Below are 24,138 nucleotides of genomic sequence, written 5' to 3'. Positions count from 1 at the left end.
GTTTTTTAATCCATACTTGTAAACAATGACAAGATATGCTGCTGCATCGTGGCAGGAACCCTGCTTTTTAGTAACTCCAAAAAATCCAGCGTAGTTGCCCGGTGAGGATACTTATATCGCTCCAGAAATTCTTTCAAAAAATGATTCAGCTTTTCTTCACCCAGCAATTCAGAAAGTTTTACCATCACAAGAGCACCTTTAGAATAAGCCAGGTGAGTGGCTCCGGGACTAACCTTATAAAGCGGCGCTGGTTTAAAATATCCTTTTTCAGCCTGGTAGATCTGCTCATGCAGGGCCAATCGGGCTTTCATTTTTACTGCCCCGTATTGCTGTTTATAAAGCATCATTTCCGTATACATAGCCAGGCTCTCTGTTAACATACTTGCCCCCTCGCGATCATCCGGCGAAAGCTGGTTATTTCCCCACCAGTAATGTGATAATTCATGCGCTGCCAGTTCCATAATCACATCGTTATCAGGCTCTGCCTGCAGATTGGAATGAAAGGCCATACCCTCATTCATAAAGATTACACCCGGATAAGCAGTGGCATTGAATCCTTGTACGAAAGAAGGAATTTCCGCGTAGGTGATTTGCTGAAATGGATAGGTTCCAAAATATTGCAGACAGTAGTCCAGGCTCTTTTTAGTTTGCGAGATCAGTGCCGCTACATTTTCATGATGCAGCGGATGATGATACACCTGTATGGGGATACCACTGTGAACTGTTTTGCTTACCGCATAACTGGCTGATGATAACGCAAAGCGAAAAGGGATTTTTTCTGCATGGAATTGAAAATAATTCCGGCCTTCCTGCTCCCATTGTTTCAGCAACTTACCGGTACCAATCACCTGCTCCTGCGCACTGGTGGATACCACCATATCGAGTCCTATAAAATCTTCCCCATTGTCTTTTGGAGCCTCCAGTTTTTTAAGCTGGGTTGCTGGTCCTAATCCATATTGAATACGTTCCAATGAATCTTCCAGTTCAATCGCAGCATTGTAACCAATAATTGGGAAATAGCGACTGATCCGCATGAAACTTCCATTTTCCTGGATCAGATTCACCGGCTGGTGCGCATTAACCGGATGCCATTGATAGTGCAAGCGGAATTGCAGATAAGCACTGTCGCCGGGTTGAATAACTTTTTTTAACCGAATAGCTTGCACCTCTTCTTGAATAGACACCAGTTCCTCACCATAGCTGAGTGCTGCTGATTCAAGCTTCAATCCATCCGGAAAATTCACCAATACTGTCGGCATTTCAAGTGAAGTTGTATTACGCAACAGATAGGTTCCTTCGATTTGATAACACCGTTTTTCAGGATACAGATCTATTTTGGTTGTTACATGCTGTATAGTTGGCTGAGGCAGTTCCTGGAATCTTCTATAACCTTTCTCATAGTTGACAGCTTTCTGCTGCTGCTCCTGTTTATCCAGGTTCTTATACCCTTCGATGTAGTTGGGTATGGCAAAAGCGAGTAGTATAGCTATTGGTAAGATTCCCAATAAAATCCTACGCTTCTTCGAAATAACTACTCGTACTAACATCCATAAAATCGCAACTACACCGACTCCTATCATCACCTTTTGCAGAAATGTACCAAGATACCCACCATAGCCGCTAAAATCTGTCCAGGTGGCTGAATAACCAGTTAGTAACAACGCTAAGGGATGTTTGAACAGATTCAACGCTAACGGACTTGCTAGCAGCAAAGCAAACAGGAAAGACAATCCCAGTGCGATATACTTGTGAGGCAGTATGAAATTGATGAGCAGTAATAAGCAACTTAGCAATACCAATGGAAGGCTGTTGAATATCAATACTCCCAGGTAAGCACCTGCATCAACTATCGTATATTGATAGGCTAGTTGGAATAGCAACCCTTCTCCAATAAGCAGTAGTGAATAAAACAGGATCAGCGCCGATATACTGAATGCATGTGCCACTACTTTCGTATGTGCAAAACCCGTACTGCCTTCCACCAAATTGAATCGGAAAGCCGCACTCCTCCAATAGAGATCATTGATAAAATAGGTAATCAGAAACAATCCCAACACCTGGAAGTTTTCATTGATTACACCTGCCAATAACCCTGAACTGGCGTAACGTTGTGGCATACGGATTCCTTTTTCAATCTCACCAATCATTTCCATTCCCACAGCAAATACCAATAGTAAACCAGAGGCTGGCAGAACTACGCTTTTAAATACATACACCAGGTCAAGTTTCACAAAGGAATAAATCGCTTTTAATTGTTGTGGCAACTTAAATTTTACCTGTGCCGTCAGGACCGGACTGAACCCAATAGGTTTATTTTCAGAATGAACAGCAGTGCTTTTTCCTGCGCGACTCTTTTTACCCTGTGTAACCGAAAAAGAGAGGTACGAAAAATAAATAAATACAACAGCCAGTGCACTATAAAGCAACCGGTTCAATAAAAAGAAACCGGTTAATGGCACCAGTTCCTGGTTTCGCTGATTAACTGAAAAATCTCGTGCTGCATAATAATAAGCAGAGAGTCCGAATGGATCCAATAGTGCCGCCAATTTTTGAGCAGCCACCGATTGTGGAGAAGTGGCATTCATAAAAGGCGAATTGGAATAGACCAGCACTACCATATACAAGACATACACTAATAAACCGGAAATTACCAATAACAACTTACGCTTTGAACGCATGGCAACAAACAACAGAAATGAACAAACGAATAACAAGGAAGGCAGTACCAGCACCATAAATGCATACAGGTAACGAACCAGGTACAATCCAGGCTGTATTTCGGAACCGGTACGATTGCTTTGTCCGATTACGAATCCGGTATAAAGAGAAAGAAAAATAAACAGTACCACCAATACATAGGAAAGAGCCCTCCCTGTAAGGAATGCAGTCTTTGAAAGAGGTGTAGTAAAAACTAAGCTGTCCATCCGCGCATCCCACTCCTTAAAGAGTAACTGACTTCCAATGATACTTGCAATAAAGATCACAGCCAGGCTGAGAAAACCTGTAATATATCCAATGGAAAAGGGAGAGTTTAGATATATCCCTTCTCCTACTGAAATATTGAAATTGGAGCCGGCATAGAGGCCCATCGCGGCACAGAGCAGCAGCACTAAATAAGACACATAATTTCTTATAGAGGAATGGATATCGAATAACAATACGGATCTCATGCTGCAGCCTGCTTGATGGTATAAAAATAAAAATGCTCTAAGGTGGGAAGGACTGCATCAAAGCCTTCCGGCTGTTGGGTCGCATAAACAGAAACAACCAGTTGCGTCTCCACCCACTGATGACTAATTACATGAAATCGTTGTTCAACATCTGCCAATTCAGTTTTGCTGATCTTTTTTGCCCATATTTTTCCTTGCAGGGTGGATACCAGTTCACCCGGACTACCAACAACGCGGATCCTTCCATTTTTCAAAATAGCCATCGAACTGCACAGGTTGCGTACATCCTCTACCAGGTGCGTGGAGAGCAGCACTATCACCTCCTTGCTGATTTCACTTAAGATTCCATTGAAACGATTTCTTTCTTCCGGATCAAGTCCGGCTGTTGGTTCATCCACAATGATAATGGATGGATTACCCAGCAATGCCTGCGCAATTCCAAATCGCTGTCGCATTCCTCCCGAAAACCGAAAGACTTCCTTATTCTTCACAGCAGTCAGATTGACTTTTTCCAGCAGTATTTCAATCTGTTTTTTTCTTTCTTTAGCATCGGCTACTCCTTTCAGCACAGCAAGATGATGTAATAACTGAAGGGCGCTGGCACGGGGATAAACCCCAAAATCCTGGGGCAGAAAACCGAGTTGTTTCCGGATAAATTCAGGTTGTTGAATGATATCAATTCCATTGAAAAGCAGTTTCCCTGATTGCGGTTGTTGCAGTCCCACTATGGTTTTCATCAGGGAAGATTTTCCTGCTCCATTGGGTCCCAGCAAACCAAACATGCCATTTCGTATGGTAAGACTGATATCATCAATGGCCTTTACGCCATTCTTATACTGAAGGTTGAGCTTTTCAATGCTGAGTTGATTCATATCGATAAGGTTTAGACAATAGTTTAGCAGGCAACCTGATGGTTGCAATTTTTTAGAGCTGTATGGTGATTGATTTATTCTTCCCGATACTCAAGGATATCACCTGGCTGGCAATCCAAAATTCGGCAGATCGCTTCCAGTGTATCGAACCGGATACCTTTTGCTTTTCCTGTTTTTAAAATAGAGAGATTCACTGGTGTGATGTCCAGTTTCTCTGCCAATTCCTTGCTTTGCATTTTCCGTTTCGCAAGCATCACATCAAGGTTTACTATAATCGGCATTTCAGATAAATAAATCTTGTTCGTTTTGCAATTGGATTCCCTGTTTGAATATGGCTGCTACAAACCATACAAAGATGCCCATGATCAGGTGCAGCACTACCAATACGCCGATTATAAATTCAATTTCTACAAAGAAAAAAGCTATAGCAACACTCAGTGGCGGTACCAGCAAATTGAAGACATAAAATCGTTTCAACTGCAGGTGATTGGGAGCCGTAAACAATCTTGGACGTTTGAATACCCCGAACATTCTGGCGGTCAAAAAAAAGAAAACGGTATATAATAAGCAGGGCAACAAAAATGAAAAAACAATATAAAGACCATTGTTATCCAAAATCAAAAAGGGCTTTCCTGAAAATGGATATAGAATATTTAGTTGCTTTCCTTCACTAAACGGAACCACATTCCAACCTGTAATAAGACAGATCAGGGAGTACAAAAAAGTCAAACCATACACAGCTCCAAGTAGTAAAAAAAGGAAAGACACCAATTTCGAAATCAACCTGGAAGGGTTCATACCAATTACGATTTAATTATACAAATGTATATATTAATTATCGTAAAACAATAATTTATTATCTTTTTGACTAATTAATTTCTTCCAATAAAGTCTTTGCTTCTTTAAAGGAAGGAGTTTTTGCCACCACCTGTTGTAAAATCGTTTTGGCTTTCTCTTTGTTGTCCAGTTTTAAATAGCCTTTTGCCATTTCGTACTCCAGGTTTTCATTAGAAACCCAGGGTTTTACCAGTTCAATCATACCGAGAGCAGAGGTTATGCCTTCTTTACTTCCGTCTCCTTTGATTAGGCCATAGTATCCGTATACAGCAATCAGTTCAAGATCATATGCTCCGTGATTCTTTTTAAGCTCCTCCGCTGCCCAGGATGTTGACCCTTTCAGGTATTTATCTACCAGGTTGATACTGCGCTCATCGGGATACAGGGTTCTCGACACAGGCTCTATGCCAACCGCCCTTACCAATTCTTCAGCCAGCACTGTGGTACTAAATGGATTTTGCCCCGTTATGAGTTTACCATCCCTGGTTAACTGAGGCAACATGGCAGCATTTCGTTCATACTGAGCCCCTCTTGCCTTCAATTTATCTTCCAGTAAAAACGGAAACTCAGCCTTCCAGGTCTTGCCGAACTTATCCTCTTCTTCATTACAGAACCCGGTGATCTTCCTGTTGGCAATTAAATAAGAACCATCTTCCAGTTTTACGTTTACAAAAGCAGCCGGACCATGACAAACAGCAGCAACCACTCCATCCAGTTTTTTATAAACCGCGCTTATAAGTTCCTGTAGGGATGGATCGTAAGGCAAATCGAACATGGCCCCCTTACCTCCTACCACATAAATGGCCGAGTACTGAGCAGGATTCACCTTTGCCGTTGGAAGGGTTTGCTGCAATTTGGCCATCGCCACTTTATCCTCCAGCACCGCCTTGTTATAGGGTTTGGCGCGATTGAATTCATCCGCTTCGGCGGGGCCTCCTTTGGGACTGGTAACATCAATCTCCAATCCATTTGCTTTGAATATCAGGTAAGCTTGTGAGTACTCGTCGAATTCGAAACCGGGGCGCAGTTTACCCTCTTTTTTGCCATAACTGCTTACTACGATGAGCACTTTCTTACCCGCTAAGTTTGATTTCTTAGCGATGGGATTGGATTGCCCAAGCAGCAACATTGGCAACAGGGCAAATAACAACAAGACCTTGATTTTCATGCAAAAAGATTTGTTTGATAATCTTTCGAAAATCAGGTTTGTCCAACTAAAAGAGGTATTGATTCCCTGTTTTCAGGTCAACATCTATAAATCAGTACCAGAATCTGACTGGATTTGCTCCTGTTTAAAGAGGTTCGGGGTTTTGCCTGTGAATTTTTTAAAGGCACTGAAGAAAGCTGATTTAGAATTGAAACCAACTTCATACCCCACGGCTTCCAGTTTCAGGTTCCGATCTTTCCGGATTATTTCACAGGCCCGCCGGATCCGGTATTCGTTGATATAGGTATTGAAATTTTTCCCGAGACGCTCATTCAGCAATTGGGAAAGCTGGTGACCAGAAAGGTTCAGCAGAGCAGCCAGGTCATTCAATTTTAGATCGGGATTGGTATGAACCTCCTGGTGGAGCATCAGTTGTTCGAGCTTATTTAAACTATCCCCGGCCAGTTGCTCATCGAGTTTTTTGTTGGCATATTTCTCTGGCTCCGACTGGAACAACTCATCTGTTCTTTTACGATACAGCAGGATCAGGCTGTTTAAATACAGTAAAACAGAAAAGCTAATGGGACCGGCAATATAGGAAAGCCGGATATTGAAATATGACAATAAATAGGCAGTAGCAGTTACCAGACTGCCGATATAAATGCCCAAAATCCATTTTTCATTGGGCTTTAGCGATACCCCCTTCCTGATAAGTTTAAGAACTACTGACCGAATCAGCCAACCACTTGCAATTATATAACCGAACCATTGCAGGTAAATAAACGGGATAATAAATTTTCGCCAAATTGGAAGATAAGGTCGGGCTGAAAAAAACAACAACAGCACCAGGGAAACAAGCGCATATCCCAACAAAGTGTAGGTCCACCTGGCTGGCATTTCTTTTATACCATCCATAGCCGCCTTTAGAAAATAATACAAGAGCGGTCCGATAAAAATACAAGCCACCAATCCAAGCTGCACCCAAATAACCGGAAGTTCCGGATTAAACCACCAGATCACGGACTTGGCTACCCGCAGACTTAGGGCCAGCAGCATGGCGCCGAACAGGAGTCCGGATAATTTTCTGTTTTTATAGAAAAACAGGAAATAAGCGCTTAACAGCAGGCCATTGAACCATCCGATCGTACTGATAAAAAAAACTAGTTTGTCACCCATATCAATCCGGAAATTAAGACTTGAATCCGGTAATTAAACCAGCATTTGGTTTTTTGGATCTTTTATCTATCTTGACAACTTCAAAACCTTATTGATGAAGTGGAAATTAGTATTCCTGTTGCTTTTTATTGCCTACCTTCCTGCCTACAGTCAGGACAACTCAATCAAAAATCGGTATCTGAATATTTCTATTGATATTGAAAGTGCCGAGGCCATTATTGAATTATTGTCTAAACCTAAAGCAGATACCATTCAGCTTAGAAAAGTTGCGGGTTTATATGGAAATCAGTTACTGATCAAAAAAGTGAAAGGATACAGTGGTGCAGGAGAAGATGTGTTCATCCAAACATTAAAAGAAATTATAGAAACAGGTACGGTAAAGGGGAATGATGAATATAATTGGAAGCTGGTAAAATCAAGGCTGCCAGAAATAAAGAAGCTACTCGCCCATATAATTTCCAATAAGGAAAACTTTATCAGTGAAGTAAAATCAATCATTGAACCTTATACACCAGCTGATCTTAACGCGACTGCCAAAGCCTGCTTCCTGGCAGGTGGTGGTTCCCTGGGATTTACAATCGGCGATGATCCAACTTTTAATGTAGCACTACAAAAAATCGGCAATGATCTGAATGGATTGCAATATCTGGTTGCGCATGAGTTATACCATACGCTTCAGGATGTAGGGCAGAAAACGAGATCGTACAAAAAAGAAAGCGATGGAATCACTTATACCTCAAAAGCTTCCTATTACCTGCTATATAATCTATGGGCAGAAGGTATTGCCACCTATGTAGCCGACATGTCGAAATTGAAAAAGAATGCTGCTTTTTCAGAAGAACAGATTGCCCATTACCAGAAAAACAGGGAGCGCCGCTATCAGAATTTCCAATTATTTGAAGCCCTGGTCTACAGGCAGTTTAATGATACCAGTGCTGATTATCAGTCCAGTTATGACATTGCATTTTCTACCGCCTTTGACGAAACTGGCTATTTTGTCGGCTATGAGATGGCCCGACAAATCGCCAAACATCAGGGGAATCAGGCAATTGCCAGCCTCCTGATCGGGGATCCAATTCGGTTTACAATCGATTATATCAGCTTATACAAATCCCAACCGGAGGATAAGAGCTTTATACGATTTAGTAAATCTTTTGAAGATATCGTTTCAAAATTGAAGGAGCTGGAGAATAAACTATAAGGACCTCAATTCATTCTCTTAAACTCAATGCGCCTGGCCCTGCCAACTGATAACATAAACCCGGCAATCGTTCCTTTTTTATCTCTTACAAATCGAATGCTGGATCCAGGTGCTGCAAATCCATTTTTATAGGTTGCACTGTATTGTACCGGAGCATTGGGTTCCTGTATGTATTGTAAATTATTACCGCTAACTTTTATCTGAATGGAAGTGTTTGCATCTGTACTGCTGTAAGTCCCTTCAAATTGTTTCAATTCAGACGGCGACCAGGTAGCAGCGGGTTCTTTTATGAAGAGCAAGGTATCAGCAGGCGGACCGAAATCAATTCTTTTGAAACCTGATTTTTTAAACAGAAGCTGATATCCGTTAGCTATTAACTTTCCATCTGTAGCAACATAAACAGGTTTTTTATTGGGCATTAGTAAAACACTATCCGATGCCTGAAGAAATATTCCTTCATCTGTTCTGTCATCGCGATACCAGCCTGCCAGCTTTTTTTGCGCTGCCGGGTCGGCTTTATAAACAACCGGTCCTGAAGCAGCAGAAATCTTCAGCTGATCTGGAATAAATATGCTCGCTATTTTTTCAGCTATTTGTACCGGGGAGAAACCACTGGTATTAGATAATAAGGCGATGGACAAACCCATTTCAGGAAAATAATCCAGGTTGGCCCGATACCCGGCAGTAGCTCCACTATGCGTTACCTGATCCCGCCCATTAAACGTACTGAGCCTCAATCCAGCCGCATACGGATGGAATATTCCATTCCTGAAGCGCCCTTTTTCCAACTGCCGGTCCAGCAATGCTTGTCCGCCTAACTTACCACCATGCATAAACGCAGTCCATTTTACCAGGTCTGAGGCGGTTGTCAGCAAGCCGCCATTTCCATGGGCATCTTCAAAGGGCATGGATAATTTTAGTGCCATCGGCGTTTGCTGATAAGCGATTGCACGTTTCTTTACAACCTGCCGAAAATCACTCCGCCAACTGGTATGGGTCATGCCCGCCGGAATAAAAATGCGATCCTTGCAGAATTGCGCAAAACTTGTTTTGGCCACCCGCTCCACAAGGATGGCCATCAGATTATAGTTGCTGTTGCTGTAAATGTATTCAGTGCCCGGAGGGTTGTTGAGCGCTGTCTGTCGACAGATAATCTGCAGTGCATGTGCATTTGTGTGTGCTCTTGAACCGCGCCCCCAACCCTCAACTTCTGCAACCGATCCCCAGTCTCGCAAACCACTCTGATGATGAATCAGATCGTATATTTTTATCACCGATCCATAATCCGGCAATTCGGGTATATATTTCCGTACATCGTCCTGCTGGCTGAGTTTACCATCCAGCTCCAGCAATAAGATGGCCGTAGCTGTAAATTGTTTGGAAACAGATCCTGCTTCAAAAATGGTAGCAGTATCATTCAGCACATCGTGCTCCAAATCAGCAGATCCGAATGCCTGTGCATAGATCAGTTGCCCATGCCGGCTAATCGCTACCGACACCCCAGGCAAGTTTGGATTTGACCAGGGCTTCAATACCGTTTCAATCTGGCGGGCAGTGTCCGAAAAGTTGGATTGTGCCAACAGCTGCAGGGGAAAGAATCCCAATAAAAGCAGTAGTTTCATTCCCGAATCTACATTGTTTAGACAAAACTTATCCATGAAATATATCGTAGCATTCATTGGCCTTTTACTAATCAATCAACTCCAGGCGCAGGAAGAAAACTGGCAGAACTATATTGCAACCTTTGAGAATAAGCCTGGTTCGGTTATAGTGGATATGCAACTTACTACCTTGATTTTCTTTATCCAAATGAATATTATGAAGAGTTCATAAGAAATCAACAGGTAGTTCTCCAACTTATGAAGTCCGGAGATGCATTGACCAAAGAACGAATCGTTGAACATTGGATTTACTTTTCAACTGACAAGGATCGTAACTGTTTCATGGAACAGATAAAATCAGACGGATTTACAATTGATGAGAAAAATATCAGATCTGATTTAAAGCATCCCTACCAGCTTAAAATTTCCAGAATAGATTCTGTGGATCCCTATAAAATCACAACAGTAACCCTTGCACTTAGAAAAAAAGCTGCAACCTGCAAGGGAAAATACGATGGATGGGAAACCGTATTAATAAAAAACTAGGCTATACTTATTTAAGGATTTTCAGATGATTTATTGATTCCAACATGAATTGTTTTTGTAGCCATAAAATAAAACAATCCCAATACCAAAATCAATGCAGCCAATCCCACCAGTACAAGAGGATTGATATGTTCGAAATCCAGCGCAAGCAAATGCCTGATGGTTGCAATCAATGCAATTTCATTGATTACTTTGACATAATTCGTACTTCCCAACTTTAAATACTCAATCAGGGAGGCAATTAACTCAATCAAAATAGTCAATAGCAAGATCGCAGCAATGAATCCCTGCAATTCATTAAAATACAGTTTGTCTCTATCAATTGGAGTTGCAGAAAATGAAAATGCTTCCTGTCGAAGCAGCATCGCTCTTCCAGCCAGAAAAAGAAATTCAACCAAGGCATACAATAACATACAAAGCAGTAAAAGAATCAGGATTCGAATGACCCACTTGGTACTTTTTTCCACCAGTTCCATATTAAAAGTTTTTGTTGAATCCAATTTGATAAAGAATAGTTCGTGTACCCGGATCAGCAAGAACCAGCGGAATTTCAGCTAAACCAATCAGGTTAAAGCCACCACCCAGGGATTTTCCAAGGATGGGAGAAAATACGAACTCGACCGTTCCCCTTTTTAAATCAATCACGGGTCGGGGTTCTGCAACCAAAAAATAACCACTCTTGCTAAAACGTGCCAGAAAGGTTCGGATGGTTATAATTTGTAAAGAAGGATAATCCGGATTTTTTAAGATACTAGTAGTGAATTGCGGTTGGATAGCAAAAAATGTACTTGGGTTGATGGTATAGGAATAGGTAAGCGATGGAGTTGCTGTAAAATACTGGGAACCGTACCCAACCTTACCTGTAGGAATGGAAAACTCCACGGCTCCTGCTAGTGCATGAGCGTCCTTCACCCAGAAGGCATTCAAAACAGAAAACTTGATGTCACCAAAACCGGAATGAAAACTACTTCCGGGCTCTCCAGTTGATCTTGTAACCACCTCATACTTGAGACTGAAATTCCATTGATTTACACCCAAATTCAATCCTACCCTATTGGTAAGCTGAACAGCAGGCCCCTTAAAGTCCCTTACCAAAATACTATATCCAATCCTGGATTGAATCCTTGTAGGATCAATACCCGATTCGCGCCGGATCTGCTCCAGTTGTAATGAATCAACTTCCTGCTGTGCTTGAATTGCAGAGCAAAAAGCCAAAAGCAAACATGGCAGCAGCCACCTCATGGTTATGTTTTTATCCTGACAATGCCCTGAACTGTTTCAACCCTTTACTGGTAAAATAAGGCATTAACGATTCCAGTATTCCTTTTTGATAAACGGGTTTCATTTTTTTGTAGGATTGCTTAGCATCGTAAATGGTATAGGATACCAGCCAGGTTGTAAACAAGTTGATATATTGAAACCGCAATTGAATAAACGCGTTTTCGTCCCGGGCATTCTCCTTTATCAATCCTGCATCAATTAGCATTACTATTAATTTTTCAAATCCCCCCAAATTTGACTTCCAGGTTTTTCCAATCTGACTGATCATAACCTTTTGGTTGATACTGGTACCGCAGGTGTACAACAAAAGACAACGGTGTTTATACTGCAAATCCATGATCTGTCCGTTCAACTGGTACAATTGGTTTAAAGAAATTTTTGATTCCCATTTAAAATTGCTTACAAGTAGTTCGTATTCTTCCTGATATACTTTCGACATTCCTGCAAACAAATAATCCCTGGTCGGAAAATAATTCGTTATCCGTCCTATGGTTACCCCCATTTTGTCAGCCAGTTCCCGAAGGGTAAGATTGATTCCATCTACATTATAGATTTTCCTTGCTTCTTCAAGAATAAATTGTTGCGTAATCTGGCCTTTTGATTGTTTTTCCATGCTACCCGGTAAATTTAAAATAAGCCCTGGTTGTATTCAATTCTGAATTTCCAATTTAGCTTATTAAAAGATGCTTCGGGCTGCTAATTTATTCTCCTGCCCGCAAAGATCCTCCCTTTTGCCTCGGTGGATACATTTTTAAACTTGCATAATGTTCTGCTAAAATATCCTGAATTTGTCCACCCCAGGCTACTCCGAGTTTCATGGCAATTTCTCTGGACTTCCATTGATCGTGGCGTTCAAAGGGGTCTGCCCTTAAATTAAAGAGCAATGCACTGGGTTTATTATAATCAAAAAAACCATCCCGCTGCAGCATATGAGATTTCCAGGGTCCAATGCGGATTGCTGTTAATTCCTTTTCATTGTAATAAATTTCGAAATTGCGATTGGAGGAAGCAGAACCGGTCCAATGAGCAAGATTGTTGATGCCATCGATATACACTTTATGTGTTTGCTTTAATCGCTCAGCCAGGTTCTCTACTCCCGCCGCAGCAGCCAGGGTGGTAAAGATATCCGTATGATCCTGTATACCGTTTGAAACAGATCCCGCTTTGATTCTGGCTGGCCATCTGATCAGTAAGGGAACTCTTACACCACCTTCCCAGGTCGTTGCTTTTTCTCCTCTGAATGGTGTTGTACCAGCGTCCGGAAACCAATCCACCATTGCCCCATTATCAGAAGTAAACAATACAATGGTATTGTTTGCAATACCTAATTCATCCAGCTTTTTTAATAACAACCCAACCATTTTATCCAATTCCATCATACCGCTTCCATACACATCAAATTCGGATGAATAAGGGGTTGCCAGTTGCCTGTTGCCTGTTCTCCGGCCGCAGGTGCGTGTAGATATGCATGCGGGTAGGATTATGCCAAATAAAAAAAGGAGTTCCCGCCTTTACTGCTCTTTCCATAAAATCGATCGCCCTGTTATTAAATTCATCATCTACTGTTTCCATCCGTTTAGGATCGAGTGGTCCAGTATCTTTTATGGTTTGCTTTCCAACTTTACCAAACCTGCCGTCAACTGTTGGATCATCCCGATCACTTGCTTTGCAATCCAGTACACCCCTCGGCCTGTAACGCTGATTGAATCCCGGATCCTTCGGCCAGGCTGCCAGAAAGGGTTCTTCCTCCGTATTCAAATGATACAGGTTGCCGTAGAATTCGTCAAACCCATGCACGGTTGGCAAATGTTCATTTCTGTCACCCAGGTGATTTTTTCCGAACTGTCCGGTTCGATATCCCTGCGCTTTTAAGATCTCTGCCAGGGTAGGATCCTTTTCACTCAAACCAATCGGTGATCCTGCCATTCCTACTGTGGTTAGCCCAGTTCGAATCGGGAGTTGGCCTGTTATCAGCATAGCTCTACCGGGAGTGCAGGTTGGCGCAGCATAATGATCCGTAAACAACATTCCTTCTTTGGCTAACCTGTCAATATTGGGTGTAGGAACCATCATTCCATGACTATATGCCCCTACATTCCAAACGCCAACATCGTCTGTACATATCATCAAAATATTTGGTTTTCCTGATTTTGACTGGGCAACTGTGCATTCAAAACTTATGGCCAAAACCAGGAGCAATAAACCTGATCGTATTTCCATTGCCATATATAAAGGTTTAGGAAAAGTTACCCTTTTGTATTAAAATAAAAAAAATATTTTTTTATTAAAATGCTTTACCTTTTGAAAGACAGGGAAATTTGTTGCTCATTTTTTAATTGTTGTTTATGAACTGCCGGGAAGTTTATATGGTCATATTACTTGGCATTCTTACACATTCCTTTTCAACAAGTGCTGTTGGCCAGGGACACTACAATGGAAGTAGTTTCAATCCAAATGATTATTTCATTCCTCCCAGTACCGGATGGATATTTTCCCTGTATTATTCTTACTCGCAAATGAACTATTTCAATGACGATCGAGATAAGTCAGATAAAATAGAAATCAGCGAGGACCCTCCTTTTTCTGTTTCTATCGGACAAAAAGTTAAAACACAATCCATTATTCCGATGGTAATTTATTTTGGAAAGAAAAAAATCCTGAATGCTAATTGGGGAGTATTGGCTTTACCTATGATCAATAATCCAAATGCCAATATTGCGCTGGATTTCTATTCCGGTCAAACGGCTGCAGGAAGTACTAACCTAAACATCCATTCATTTGGGTTCGGAGATTTTTATCTGCAACCCATCTGGCTAACCTGGTCAAAACCAAAACTATCCTTCACCTTTTCATATGGAACCTGGATTCCTATCGGCAAATACCAAGTGAATGACCCGGAAAATGTGGGGCTCGGATACTGGTCTCACAATCTGAGAATAGCTGGCCGATACCAACCTGTACCGAAATTTAGCTTCACGTCTGCGATTACCTTAGAAATCAACAGCAAACAAAGAGGGGCTGATTTTAAGGAATCACCCCACTTTAGTTTCGATTATGGCGGTTCCTATAATTTCAGGAAAGGCCATGAACTCGGCTTCTTTGGTTTTGGAACCTGGCAAACAGGGCGTGATCAAGGTGAAAAAGCAGTACTCCCGGGCGATCAGATTTTTGGTGCAGGCATATATGGTGCCTACTGGTTGCTACCCGGTAAGTTGGGTGGCTTATGCAGACTTACCCAAAACATTGGTACCAAAAACAGATTCGGAGGTACTGCTTTTCAAATAGGAATCAATTATTTACTCTTTCCTCCTACAACTTCCAGTTCTCATCAAAGAATCCGCTCAGCTTCAAATGCTTCGCGCCTTCTTTCAGCATATCGAAACTGAAAATCATGTAATCCGGAAATCCGCTGGCACCCGCGAAATACTGATTTGCATACGCAGCATTGTTACCCTTCATGCCGGTACCTGTTAATACGGCTACCGAAGCTTTGGACGAGTTTTTCAACGGCCATACAAAATAGGTAGCCAGGTCATCTCCTTCCCAGCGCTGCTCACCTGCAGTGATCAGGTTGCGCTCCACCTGAATCGGACAATCATCCAGCAACAGATTCCAGGCCGCATTGGTACTCTTATTGCCGATCAGGATCACTCCCCTGTCTTTGTATTTTTCCAGTGAATATTCCTTATCAGTAATAATATCTACTGCACCGTTACCTCTGTAATACCAGGTCTCCGCATCATACCGCGCCTTGTTCCAGTTCCAGGCATTCTCCTCTTTATTGCCAATAGTTCCAACTACCAATACCATCCTGTTGTTGAATGCATCTTTCAATGTTCCATACCGATGTGGACCTTTCTGCGATGCAATTGGTGCAACCCCTTTTTCCCATCCGGATGCTGTACGCTGCAATACAATTTTATCCGAGGAGGTTCCAACAATATGTTTCACCATGGATAAACTGTCCAGTCTTATTTCCACCGTGGTTCCTATTGAAAAATCAGATAAATCCAATTGCAGTAATTTGATATTGGTGGTGGTCCCACTGATCAATCCCCTTACTCGATTGCGATTCAACTGCATCCTGCTATACTCCAGGATCTCCTGTTGCTGCAAGATGGTTGCCCAGCGTGAACTGGCTGATATTCCCGGATGCGCTGTAGTGAAATCAATACTGCTCACACTGCTGTCCGGTAACCGCTCATGCCACTGGAAATAATCAAACAAGGGTTTCCAGTCCACACTGTGATCTCCAAACCAGTGACTTCCTCCCGGATACTCATAGTGTACAAAATCAGGCTGGAAGCCTCCCAGCAACTCTCTCATCTGGCGTGCATACCGAACCGGTACAGTGCGGTCATCATCTCCATGGAAAATATAAACACCAAGGTGTTTATAATTGGTTGCCAGCTTAATTACATCACTCTGGTTACTGGCCCGCAGCAATCGTTGCTCATACAGGTTACCACTGCTATCAGGTATCAACCCATCTGCTGAACCATACCCTTTCATGGTTGGATAACCTGCACAGGGCGCAATCGCTGCCCATTTATCGGGATAGGTTGCTCCTAAAAACCAGGTACCATGGCCTCCCATGGAATGCCCTGTCAGATATACTTTTGCCGGATCTGGCTGGAATCGTTGTTTTGCAATACTTAATACTTCCAACGCATCCAGGCGGCCCCAGTCCTCCCAATTAAAACCACGCGGCCTTCTGTTGGTTGCTGCTACCAGCGTTCCCCAATCTTTGGATTTATAAGCTCTTGCCTGGCTGATCGCTTCCACGCCTGCTCCATGCACAGATAAAAACAGTGCATTTTTTCCTGGCTCCCATACAGAACCTGGTGTTTGCGGACGTACCGAATAATATTGCAAACTTCCATCAATCTCACTGATAAAAGTGCTGCTATAGGCTTCACCCGGATTCATACTTTCCACAGTAAAGGATCGCTGGTCCAGGCTCGTTCTGCCATTCAATAAATTCAGGGTTCCGGTAAATGCTCCTTTGGTAGTGATACCTGATCCATCAAAGCGAAATGCCACTTTTCGGGTACTCATCGCAGGTATATCCGGTAAAATTGTCTCCTGGCTTTGTCCGGATACGATGGCCTGTATACGCAATCCCTTTAACACTTGATTGCCTGTATTCACGATCACAACGCCTCCATCCTGCATTCCGGTTTGAACACCAGGTACAATATGTGGCAAGGTCATATCTTCTGCCTGCAACTGCACCGGTTTGGATGGAAACAATAAACTGGCCACAGCACTTGACCCACGAAGGAAAAACTCATTCTTCCCTTTTTTCAGTTGAATCGGTATAAACAGAAATCCCATGTTGTACGGATCACCAGTATGCATTTCTCCATTGATCAATACACTGCTGTTTCCTTTGACTGATAAAATCGCAGTTTGTGCTTTGGCTGCTGTATAGGTCAGATAAATAATCCGGCTGCCCCAGGATAAGCCCCCCCGGGTTGCTCCGGCACGTACACCCGGACCAGCAGGTGCTCCTCCCAATGCCCGTCCTCTCTTTGGACGAAGCCGGCCTGTGCTGTCGAGATCCAATGATTCCCAAACTATCGGTTGTCCGTCTGCGGTAGTTCCAACATTAGCGCCTTCCTTTGGTTCCTGCAACTGCTTGTTAAAATACAGATAGGCCAACTCATCACTGTATACCGCTTCCCTTCCATACCTGGATGGAAAAGGCGCAATCAAACCAAATGTAAACTGATGGCTAGAACGGATATGGTTAAACGAAGCAGGAGGATTTTCATTTTCCTGTGCTGTGATCCTGCCGGCAGTCAGTGTCATCGCTGCCGCAAAAAAAAGAGTAGAAAACTTCACTTGCGCTTTTTTGATGAAGGTTTATTGTTTCGCCTTCAATTTAGTCCTTTTACGCTTTTGCTTTCTACCCTTCACCTTAAGAAGGTTAATATTTAAGCAGGATTAGTCCAATTTCTGAAAACTTTACCTGCTAGATAAAATTATCTGCATCGCGATAGGCTTTTATCAACGCCAGCTCGCCCTCTTTGCCAGGTTTCGCATTTCCATGCTCCATTCCCAATATTCCTTTGTATCCTTTTGAATGAATATGTTTGAAAATATTACGGTAATTCATTTCACCTGTTCCCGGTTCATTTCTTCCGGGGTTATCACCAATCTGGAAATAGGGAGTTTCTGTCCAGGTACGGTCAATGTTTTTGATGATATCTCCTTCGTTGCGCTGCATGTGGTACATATCATATAAAAACTTGCAAGCCGGACTATTAACCGCCCTGCAGATCATATATGTCTGATTGGTATAACGAAGAAACAAATCCGGGTTATCACTCAACGCCTCAAGTACCATCACCAATCCATGCGGTGCCAGAATATCTGATGCGATACGTAAAGCTTCAATTACATTGGCGGTTTGCTGATCATGAGGCAGGCTGCGATCATAGTTACCAGGTACTACGGTCATCCATTTTGCGCCACAGCGCTTGGCTACTTCTATTGCTTCATAACAATCCTTTTTCATCCGGTCAATATGCTCTTTCTTACCGGTTGTCAAAGATGTTTTCCAATGCCAGCTGTCCGAGGTAATCACAAATACCCCCATCCGCATGCCCAGCCTGGCCAGTGTTTCGCCTATCTTTTTCTGCTGGTCCACCGAACGCCCCATCATACCATTGTCCTCAATGGACCGGAACCCCATGCTGTGCCCAAACTTGATCTGCTCAATAAAATCTTTGCCGGCATGGCTTGAAAACATACCATCGTGAAAGGCATAATCCAGGTTGAAGGGCTTATCCGATAAAGAACTGGTATCCACTTTCTCCCCGGCTGCTGCCAGGGCACCGGTTCCTGTTAAAACCCCTCCGGCCAGAGCTCCCCCGGCCAATAAAGACTGGCGAACAAAATTTCTTCTTTGCATGGAAAACAATTTGATGACTAAATTTACCGGAATCCCGATCAAAAACGACCAATTTGACCCAGAAGTTAATTTTTTCCCTGTCCTGGTTAATTGCCGGCTATACCAGTTACGCACAACCGAAACGCTTCGAGTTTGTGGAAACCAAAATGGCCTCTCCTTTTACCATTGTTTTTTATCATACCGACAGCCTGAAGGCAGAACAGATTGCTGCACAGGCTTTTCACATCGTCGACAGCCTGGCTGCCATCTTTACAGATTATGATCCAAACAGTGAGCTCAACCAGTTCTGCGCAAGGGCTGCTGATACCGCCACCTACCATCCAATTTCCCCTGCACTTTTTGATATCCTGCTGCTTAGCAAAAGAGCCCACGCCACCAGTAAGGGCAGTTTTGATATCTCCATTGGCCGGTTAACCAAACTCTGGCGCGCTGCCCGCCAATCTGATAAATGGCCTGCTAAAGAAGCCGTTGCTGCCGCCAAAGAACTGACAGGCATGAAATACCTGCAGCTGGATCCCAAAACCGGTACAGCCCGCATGCTCAAAGCAGGTATCCAGCTCGATCTGGGTGGCATTGCACAAGGATATATTGGTGATAAAGTGATGCGCTTTCTGCTAACCCAGGACATTACAGCCGCTCTGGTGGATGTAAGTGGTGATATCACTGCAAGAGGTAATCCGCCCGGTAAAGATGGCTGGGTGGTGGCAATCAATACCCCGCATCACGAAGCAGAATGGCTACACGAACACTTGCTGTTGAAAAATCATTCCGTTACTACTTCAGGTGATCTGTATCAATACATGGAACATGAAGGCAAGCGCTATTCCCATATCCTGCATCCTAAGACAGGGTATGGTATTACAAAACGCTTATCCGTTACCGTTATAGCAAAGGATCCCGTAGTAGCTGATTGGCTGACCAAGTCCGTCAGCCTGCTGTCCCACAGAAAAGCGAAACGACTGGCCAGAAAGGTCAATGCCGAATTCCTGGTAGCAGAATATAAAAATGAGCAACTGCAATTCCGGCACACACCTGACTTTGAAGAATTTATGAAAACGTTTGCGTCACATGAACCCGAACATTAATCCTAGATTTATAGCTTAGTTGTCATGAATATGAAGAAATTTCTCGCAGCAGGTGGATTGCTGCTTTCGCTTTCACAAGTTACCCTGGCCCAGGAAAACAACCCGGATTTCAAACCTTACAAACAAAACATCCCGGGCACCTCCCTGGAAATGTCCATGGTGCCAATTCCCGCCGGCTCCTTTTTAATGGGCAGTCCGGATGCTGAGAAAAACCGCCAGCCGGATGAAGGTCCGCAACAAAAGGTTCAGCTCTCCGCCTTCTGGATGGCCAGCTTTGAACTCAGCAGAGATATATTCGATGTCTATTTCAAAGATGCCAACACCAGCCAGAACTCAAAAGTAGATGCAGTTACCCGGCCAAGCGCCCAGTACATTGATCTTACCTGGGGCATGGGTAAGGAAGGTGGGTTTCCGGTTAATTCTATGTCGCAGTTTACTGCCTTGATGTTCTGCCGCTGGCTCTATGAAAAAACCGGTATTTTCTATCGCCTTCCAACTGAGGCAGAATGGGAATATGCCTGTAAGGCAGGTAGCACTACGGCTTATTATTTTGGGGATGATCCCAAACAACTCGGCGACTATGCCTGGTTCAAGGGCAACAGCAAAAACAAGTTTCAGAAAAGCGGACAGAAAAAACCAAATGCCTGGGGCCTCTATGATATGCTGGGTAATGTAAGTGAATGGACCCTGGATCATTACCAGGAAGATCGCCTGCAACAATTAACTGGTGAACCACAGGATCCCCGGGTTGCCGTGAACCCTGTCAAATATCCCAAGGTTTTAAAGGGAGGAGGCTACACCGACCTGGAGCCAGCCCTGCGCTGCTCAGACCGTCAGCAATCTGACCCTTCCTGGAATAAAAGGGATCCACAAATCCCTAAAAGCCGCTGGTGGCTGACAGATGCCGCATCTGTCGGGTTCCGGGTAGTACGCCCAGTTCAGCAACCCACAAAAGAAGAAGCTGCTGCCTTCTTCAAGGAAATATTAGGCAACTAATGGATAAAATTGTAACATAATTTACCAGGGAAACCAACTACATTCAAACCTCTAAACTTCCGATAATGATACACGATGCTTCTAAAGATGCCGGCAAAAGCCGCCGCGAGTTTGTAAAGAATTCCGGTTTACTGGCTGGCGGACTGATGGCCGCGCCCCTTCTTTCACAGGCCAATTTTTTCTCCGGTTCTTCAGACGTTATTAAAGTTGCACTTGTAGGTTGTGGCGGTCGTGGTACCGGTGCTGCCATTCAGGCGCTTCTTACCAAACAAAATGTAAAACTGGTGGCGATGGCGGATGCCTTTCGCGACAACCTCGACAATTCGCTAAAAGCTATTATGGGTGAAGCAGAAGAAAACCCAACTATTAAAGCAAAAATTGATGTTCCGGAAGAAAGACGTTTCAGTGGCTTTGATGGTTATCAGAAAGCCATACCGCTGGCGGATGTAGTTATTCTTGCAACTCCTCCCGGTTTCCGTCCTATTCATTTTGAAGAGGCAGTTAAACAGGGCAAACATATTTTCATGGAGAAGCCCGTTGCAGTTGATCCTGCCGGGGTACAGAAAGTACTGGCTGCTGCTGCCATCGCCAAACAGAAAAAACTGAATGTGGTAGTTGGATTACAGCGTCACTATCAAAACTCCTACCGCGAACTCTTCAAACGCAAAGACCTGATTGGAGAGATTACATCGGCACAAGCCTGGTGGAACAATGATGGCGTTTGGGTGCGGGAGCGTAAACCCGGACAAACAGAAATGGAATACCAGATGCGCAATTGGTATTATTTCAACTGGCTTTGCGGTGACCACATTACTGAGCAGCATATTCACAATATTGATGTGATCAACTGGTTCAAAGGTGGCTATCCAGTAAAAGCCCAGGGTATGGGCGGCCGCCAGGTACGGAATGGGAAAGATCATGGTGAGATTTTTGATCACCACTTTGTGGAGTTCACTTATGCAGATGGTTCCATTCTCAACAGCCAGTGCCGCCATATTCCCGGCACCATGGCGCGTGTGGATGAATTACTGATCGGTACCAAAGGAAGAATCGCCACCGGAGCCGGCAGCATCACAGACAATAAAGGAAAACAACTTTATAAATTCGACAGTAATACAGAGAACAATCCCTATCAGACGGAACACGATGAATTGTTTGAAGCCATCGCAAAAGGTCAATATAAATTTGCTGATGCAGAAAATGGTGCAAAGAGCAGCATGACTTCCGTATTGGGTCGTATGGCTACTTATAGTGGTCAGGTGATTGAATGGGATAAAGCCATCAACTCCGGACTGGATATTATGCCGAAAGAGTTCAGCTGGACGGCTGCGCCACCAATTGTTCCCGGCGCTGATGGATTCTATCCAATTGCAGTTCCAGGTAAAACAAAATACATTTAAGTCTTTATATTAGTAGCAGTATACAAAGCCCCCGCATCAAAAATGCAGGGGCTTTTGTATTGTTCTGATTGTAGTTCAAGATTGGGGGCAGTATAGACATACACCCCGTTTTTAAATCCAATATCCTATGAAAAACTAGCTATCTGAATTCAATTCCTGTGCCAGCACCCTATAACGGTAACGTTCAGGGTTTTATACCCCAGGAGAGGAATCGCCTCAACAGGTTGTAGAATTCTCACCCCAACCTGCTCCAGATAACTGATAGATTCAGTACATTCAGTGTTATGAATCGTCGCAATTTTTTAAAAAGTGGTAGCCTGGCCGGACTCTCCGTTACGGCCGCCAGCCTGGTAGGCTGCAAAACCGAAACGCCCAAAGAAACCAAAACATCGGAGGATCAGGAAGACCGGTTTGAACTCCTTGAGTGGACGATCCCTCAATTACAGGAGGCGATGGCTTCAGGAAAATATACTGCTGCAGCCATCACGCAGTTGTACATAGACCGGATTCATGCTATTGATAAAGATGGGCCTTTGTTAAATTCCGTACTTGAAATCAACCCCGATGCATTGGCAATTGCCAAAGGGCTCGACAAAGAAAGAGAAGATGGCAAGCTTCGCGGTCCACTTCATGGCATTCCTATTCTAATCAAAGACAATATTGATACGGCTGATAAAATGCAGACTACCGCCGGTGCCCTGGCACTGGAAGGAAATATCGCATCCAAAGATGCCTTTATAGTACAACAGTTAAGAGCAGCAGGAGCCATCATCCTGGGTAAAACCAACCTCTCGGAATGGGCAAATTTCAGGTCCAATCGTTCCTGCTCAGGCTGGAGCAGCAGGGGCGGACAAACCCGCAGTCCCTACCTGCTCACGCATAACCCCTGTGGTTCCAGTTCCGGTTCCGGTACTGCAGCAGCAGCCAACTTAGCAGCTATCACCATAGGCACAGAAACAGATGGATCTATCACCTGTCCTTCTTCGGTAGCGGCTCTGGTGGGATTGAAACCTACTGTGGGATTACTTAGCAGATCCGGCATCATTCCAATTTCTCACACGCAGGATACTGCAGGTCCTATGGGGAGAACTGTAACAGATGTTGCCATTACCTTAAATGCCTTAACAGCTACTGATCAGCAGGATCCTGCTTCAGTTGCGGCCCAGGGAAAAGCGGCAAAGGACTATGCGCAATTTCTGGATGCAAAAGCATTGGCAGGCAAACGAATTGGCATAGAGAAAAAACCCCAGGGAACCAATCATTATATTATTGCTTTATTGGACAAATGCAAGGCCCTTCTCACTGCCCAGGGTGCCACCGTTGTAGAAATAGAATACCTTGATAAAATAGATGAGCTGGGTCGGCATGAATACAATGTGCTGAAATACGAATTCAAGGAAGGTGTCAATAAATACCTGTCTAGCGGTAATGCGAAAGTGAAAAGCCTGGCGGAAGTAATTGCTTTCAATAAAGCCAATGTAGATCGCGCCATGCCCTATTTCAAACAGGAAACCCTGGAAGCCTGTGAAGCATTAGGTGGACTGGATTCCAAAGAATATAAAGAAGCCCTACAAGCTTCGCATATCGGGTCCCGTAAGATTCTGGATGACGTGATTAAAGCCAATCAGCTGGATGCCATTGCCGGTATTACCATGGGACCATCCTGTGCCATTGATCTCTGGTACGGAGATCGCTGGGGAGATGTGTCGCTGACTTCTCCTGCTGCAGTTTCGGGTTATCCGCATATTACAGTGCCGGCCGGACTGGTATATGAACTCCCGGTAGGTTTCTCTTTCTTTGGTCCGGCTTACTCAGAGCCCGTATTGCTTGGTCTTGCTTATGCATTTGAACAGGCAGCCAAAGCGAGAGTTAAACCAACATTCAAAAAACTTTTTACCAGTTAGCAA

The 24,138-nt window shown here is 43.6% G+C and carries 22 protein-coding genes; 8 read left to right on the top strand and 14 right to left on the bottom strand.

Annotated elements, in window-relative coordinates; translation table 11 throughout:
* Window positions 1-5 precede the first annotated feature (5 nt).
* From MD536_RS03075 to MD536_RS03050, 6 genes are all read right to left on the bottom strand, one after another.
* Window positions 6-3,170, bottom strand: a complete 3,165-nt coding sequence (locus MD536_RS03075; protein ID WP_239595706.1) for an ABC transporter permease/M1 family aminopeptidase — start codon at window positions 3,168-3,170, stop codon at window positions 6-8.
* Window positions 3,167-4,042: an ABC transporter ATP-binding protein gene (locus MD536_RS03070; protein WP_239595704.1), complete on the bottom strand. Its 876-nt coding sequence runs from the start codon at window positions 4,040-4,042 to the stop codon at window positions 3,167-3,169. Before MD536_RS03070 ends, MD536_RS03075 begins: the two co-directional genes overlap by 4 nt.
* A 74-nt stretch (window positions 4,043-4,116) precedes the next feature.
* The gene (locus tag MD536_RS03065; RefSeq protein ID WP_234865984.1) at window positions 4,117-4,323 is read right to left on the bottom strand and encodes a helix-turn-helix domain-containing protein; all 207 of its coding nucleotides are present in this window, start codon (window positions 4,321-4,323) and stop codon (window positions 4,117-4,119) included.
* Between the two features lies 1 nt (window position 4,324).
* Complete coding sequence (locus MD536_RS03060) at window positions 4,325-4,840, bottom strand: hypothetical protein (protein ID WP_239595702.1); 516 nt, start codon at window positions 4,838-4,840, stop codon at window positions 4,325-4,327.
* A gap of 70 nt (window positions 4,841-4,910) precedes the next feature.
* On the bottom strand, window positions 4,911-6,047 hold the full coding sequence (locus MD536_RS03055; protein ID WP_239595700.1) for a type 1 glutamine amidotransferase domain-containing protein: 1,137 nt from the start codon (window positions 6,045-6,047) through the stop codon (window positions 4,911-4,913).
* An 84-nt stretch (window positions 6,048-6,131) separates the two neighbouring features.
* Window positions 6,132-7,202 carry a helix-turn-helix domain-containing protein gene (locus MD536_RS03050; RefSeq protein WP_239595695.1) on the bottom strand — a complete coding sequence of 357 codons (1,071 nt, stop codon included), beginning with the start codon at window positions 7,200-7,202 and terminating at the stop codon, window positions 6,132-6,134.
* Between the two features lie 94 nt (window positions 7,203-7,296).
* Between MD536_RS03050 and MD536_RS03045 the strand changes: the two genes are divergently transcribed.
* A complete protein-coding gene (locus MD536_RS03045) occupies window positions 7,297-8,403 on the top strand; it encodes a DUF5700 domain-containing putative Zn-dependent protease (RefSeq protein ID WP_239595692.1) in 1,107 nt (368 codons plus the stop codon).
* A gap of 5 nt (window positions 8,404-8,408) precedes the next feature.
* Here MD536_RS03045 and MD536_RS03040 read toward each other — a convergent pair whose 3' ends face one another.
* Window positions 8,409-10,025, bottom strand: a complete 1,617-nt coding sequence (locus MD536_RS03040) for a serine hydrolase domain-containing protein (protein ID WP_239595690.1) — start codon at window positions 10,023-10,025, stop codon at window positions 8,409-8,411.
* 34 nt (window positions 10,026-10,059) lie between these two features.
* Here MD536_RS03040 and MD536_RS03035 point away from each other — a divergent pair, with 34 nt between their 5' ends.
* Window positions 10,060-10,236 (top strand): DUF695 domain-containing protein, encoded by a 177-nt coding sequence (locus MD536_RS03035; RefSeq protein ID WP_239595688.1) that lies wholly within the window; start codon window positions 10,060-10,062, stop codon window positions 10,234-10,236.
* Window positions 10,233-10,550, top strand: a complete 318-nt coding sequence (locus MD536_RS03030) for a ribonuclease E inhibitor RraB (RefSeq protein ID WP_317208116.1) — start codon at window positions 10,233-10,235, stop codon at window positions 10,548-10,550. The genes MD536_RS03035 and MD536_RS03030 overlap by 4 nt, the downstream gene beginning before the upstream one ends.
* An 11-nt stretch (window positions 10,551-10,561) precedes the next feature.
* Here MD536_RS03030 and MD536_RS03025 read toward each other — a convergent pair whose 3' ends face one another.
* The 5 genes from MD536_RS03025 to MD536_RS21870 form a co-directional block, all read right to left on the bottom strand.
* Entirely contained in the window at window positions 10,562-11,026 is a 465-nt protein-coding gene (locus MD536_RS03025; RefSeq protein WP_239595684.1) for a phosphate-starvation-inducible PsiE family protein, read from the bottom strand.
* A gap of 1 nt (window position 11,027) precedes the next feature.
* Window positions 11,028-11,792: a transporter gene (locus tag MD536_RS03020; protein WP_239595683.1), complete on the bottom strand. Its 765-nt coding sequence runs from the start codon at window positions 11,790-11,792 to the stop codon at window positions 11,028-11,030.
* A gap of 10 nt (window positions 11,793-11,802) precedes the next feature.
* Window positions 11,803-12,444 carry a TetR/AcrR family transcriptional regulator gene (locus MD536_RS03015; protein WP_239595682.1) on the bottom strand — a complete coding sequence of 214 codons (642 nt, stop codon included), beginning with the start codon at window positions 12,442-12,444 and terminating at the stop codon, window positions 11,803-11,805.
* Between the two features lie 88 nt (window positions 12,445-12,532).
* On the bottom strand, window positions 12,533-13,225 hold the full coding sequence (locus MD536_RS21875) for a sulfatase-like hydrolase/transferase (RefSeq protein ID WP_317208103.1): 693 nt from the start codon (window positions 13,223-13,225) through the stop codon (window positions 12,533-12,535).
* A 1-nt stretch (window position 13,226) separates the two neighbouring features.
* The gene (locus tag MD536_RS21870; RefSeq protein WP_262915888.1) at window positions 13,227-14,057 is read right to left on the bottom strand and encodes a sulfatase-like hydrolase/transferase; all 831 of its coding nucleotides are present in this window, start codon (window positions 14,055-14,057) and stop codon (window positions 13,227-13,229) included.
* A 119-nt stretch (window positions 14,058-14,176) separates the two neighbouring features.
* Between MD536_RS21870 and MD536_RS03005 the strand changes: the two genes are divergently transcribed.
* Entirely contained in the window at window positions 14,177-15,217 is a 1,041-nt protein-coding gene (locus tag MD536_RS03005; protein WP_239595681.1) for a SphA family protein, read from the top strand.
* Here the strand turns inward: MD536_RS03005 and MD536_RS22025 are convergent.
* Together MD536_RS22025 and MD536_RS02995 are read right to left on the bottom strand one after the other, a co-directional pair.
* Entirely contained in the window at window positions 15,141-17,678 is a 2,538-nt protein-coding gene (locus MD536_RS22025; RefSeq protein WP_239595680.1) for a carboxylesterase family protein, read from the bottom strand. The two genes, MD536_RS03005 and MD536_RS22025, sit on opposite strands and share 77 nt — an antisense overlap.
* Before the next feature lie 130 nt (window positions 17,679-17,808).
* Entirely contained in the window at window positions 17,809-18,750 is a 942-nt protein-coding gene (locus tag MD536_RS02995; RefSeq protein ID WP_239595679.1) for a hydroxypyruvate isomerase family protein, read from the bottom strand.
* Between the two features lie 53 nt (window positions 18,751-18,803).
* On the opposite strand from MD536_RS02995, the gene MD536_RS02990 reads away from it, so the two are divergent.
* The 4 genes from MD536_RS02990 to MD536_RS02975 all read left to right on the top strand — a co-directional run bounded on the left by MD536_RS02990 (window position 18,804) and on the right by MD536_RS02975 (window position 24,135).
* Window positions 18,804-19,835, top strand: coding sequence for an FAD:protein FMN transferase (locus MD536_RS02990; protein WP_239595678.1), 1,032 nt, complete (start codon window positions 18,804-18,806; stop codon window positions 19,833-19,835).
* A 30-nt stretch (window positions 19,836-19,865) separates the two neighbouring features.
* Window positions 19,866-20,831, top strand: coding sequence for a formylglycine-generating enzyme family protein (locus MD536_RS02985; protein WP_239595674.1), 966 nt, complete (start codon window positions 19,866-19,868; stop codon window positions 20,829-20,831).
* Window positions 20,832-20,896: 65 nt separating this feature from the next.
* Window positions 20,897-22,231 (top strand): Gfo/Idh/MocA family protein, encoded by a 1,335-nt coding sequence (locus MD536_RS02980; protein ID WP_239595673.1) that lies wholly within the window; start codon window positions 20,897-20,899, stop codon window positions 22,229-22,231.
* A gap of 284 nt (window positions 22,232-22,515) precedes the next feature.
* Entirely contained in the window at window positions 22,516-24,135 is a 1,620-nt protein-coding gene (locus MD536_RS02975) for an amidase (RefSeq protein ID WP_239595672.1), read from the top strand.
* The last annotated feature ends 3 nt before the right edge of the window (window positions 24,136-24,138 follow it).

This window comes from Flavihumibacter cheonanensis (assembly GCF_022352215.1).
Classification (GTDB): domain Bacteria; phylum Bacteroidota; class Bacteroidia; order Chitinophagales; family Chitinophagaceae; genus Flavihumibacter; species Flavihumibacter cheonanensis.
This window is presented reverse-complemented; position numbering and strand designations above follow the sequence as displayed.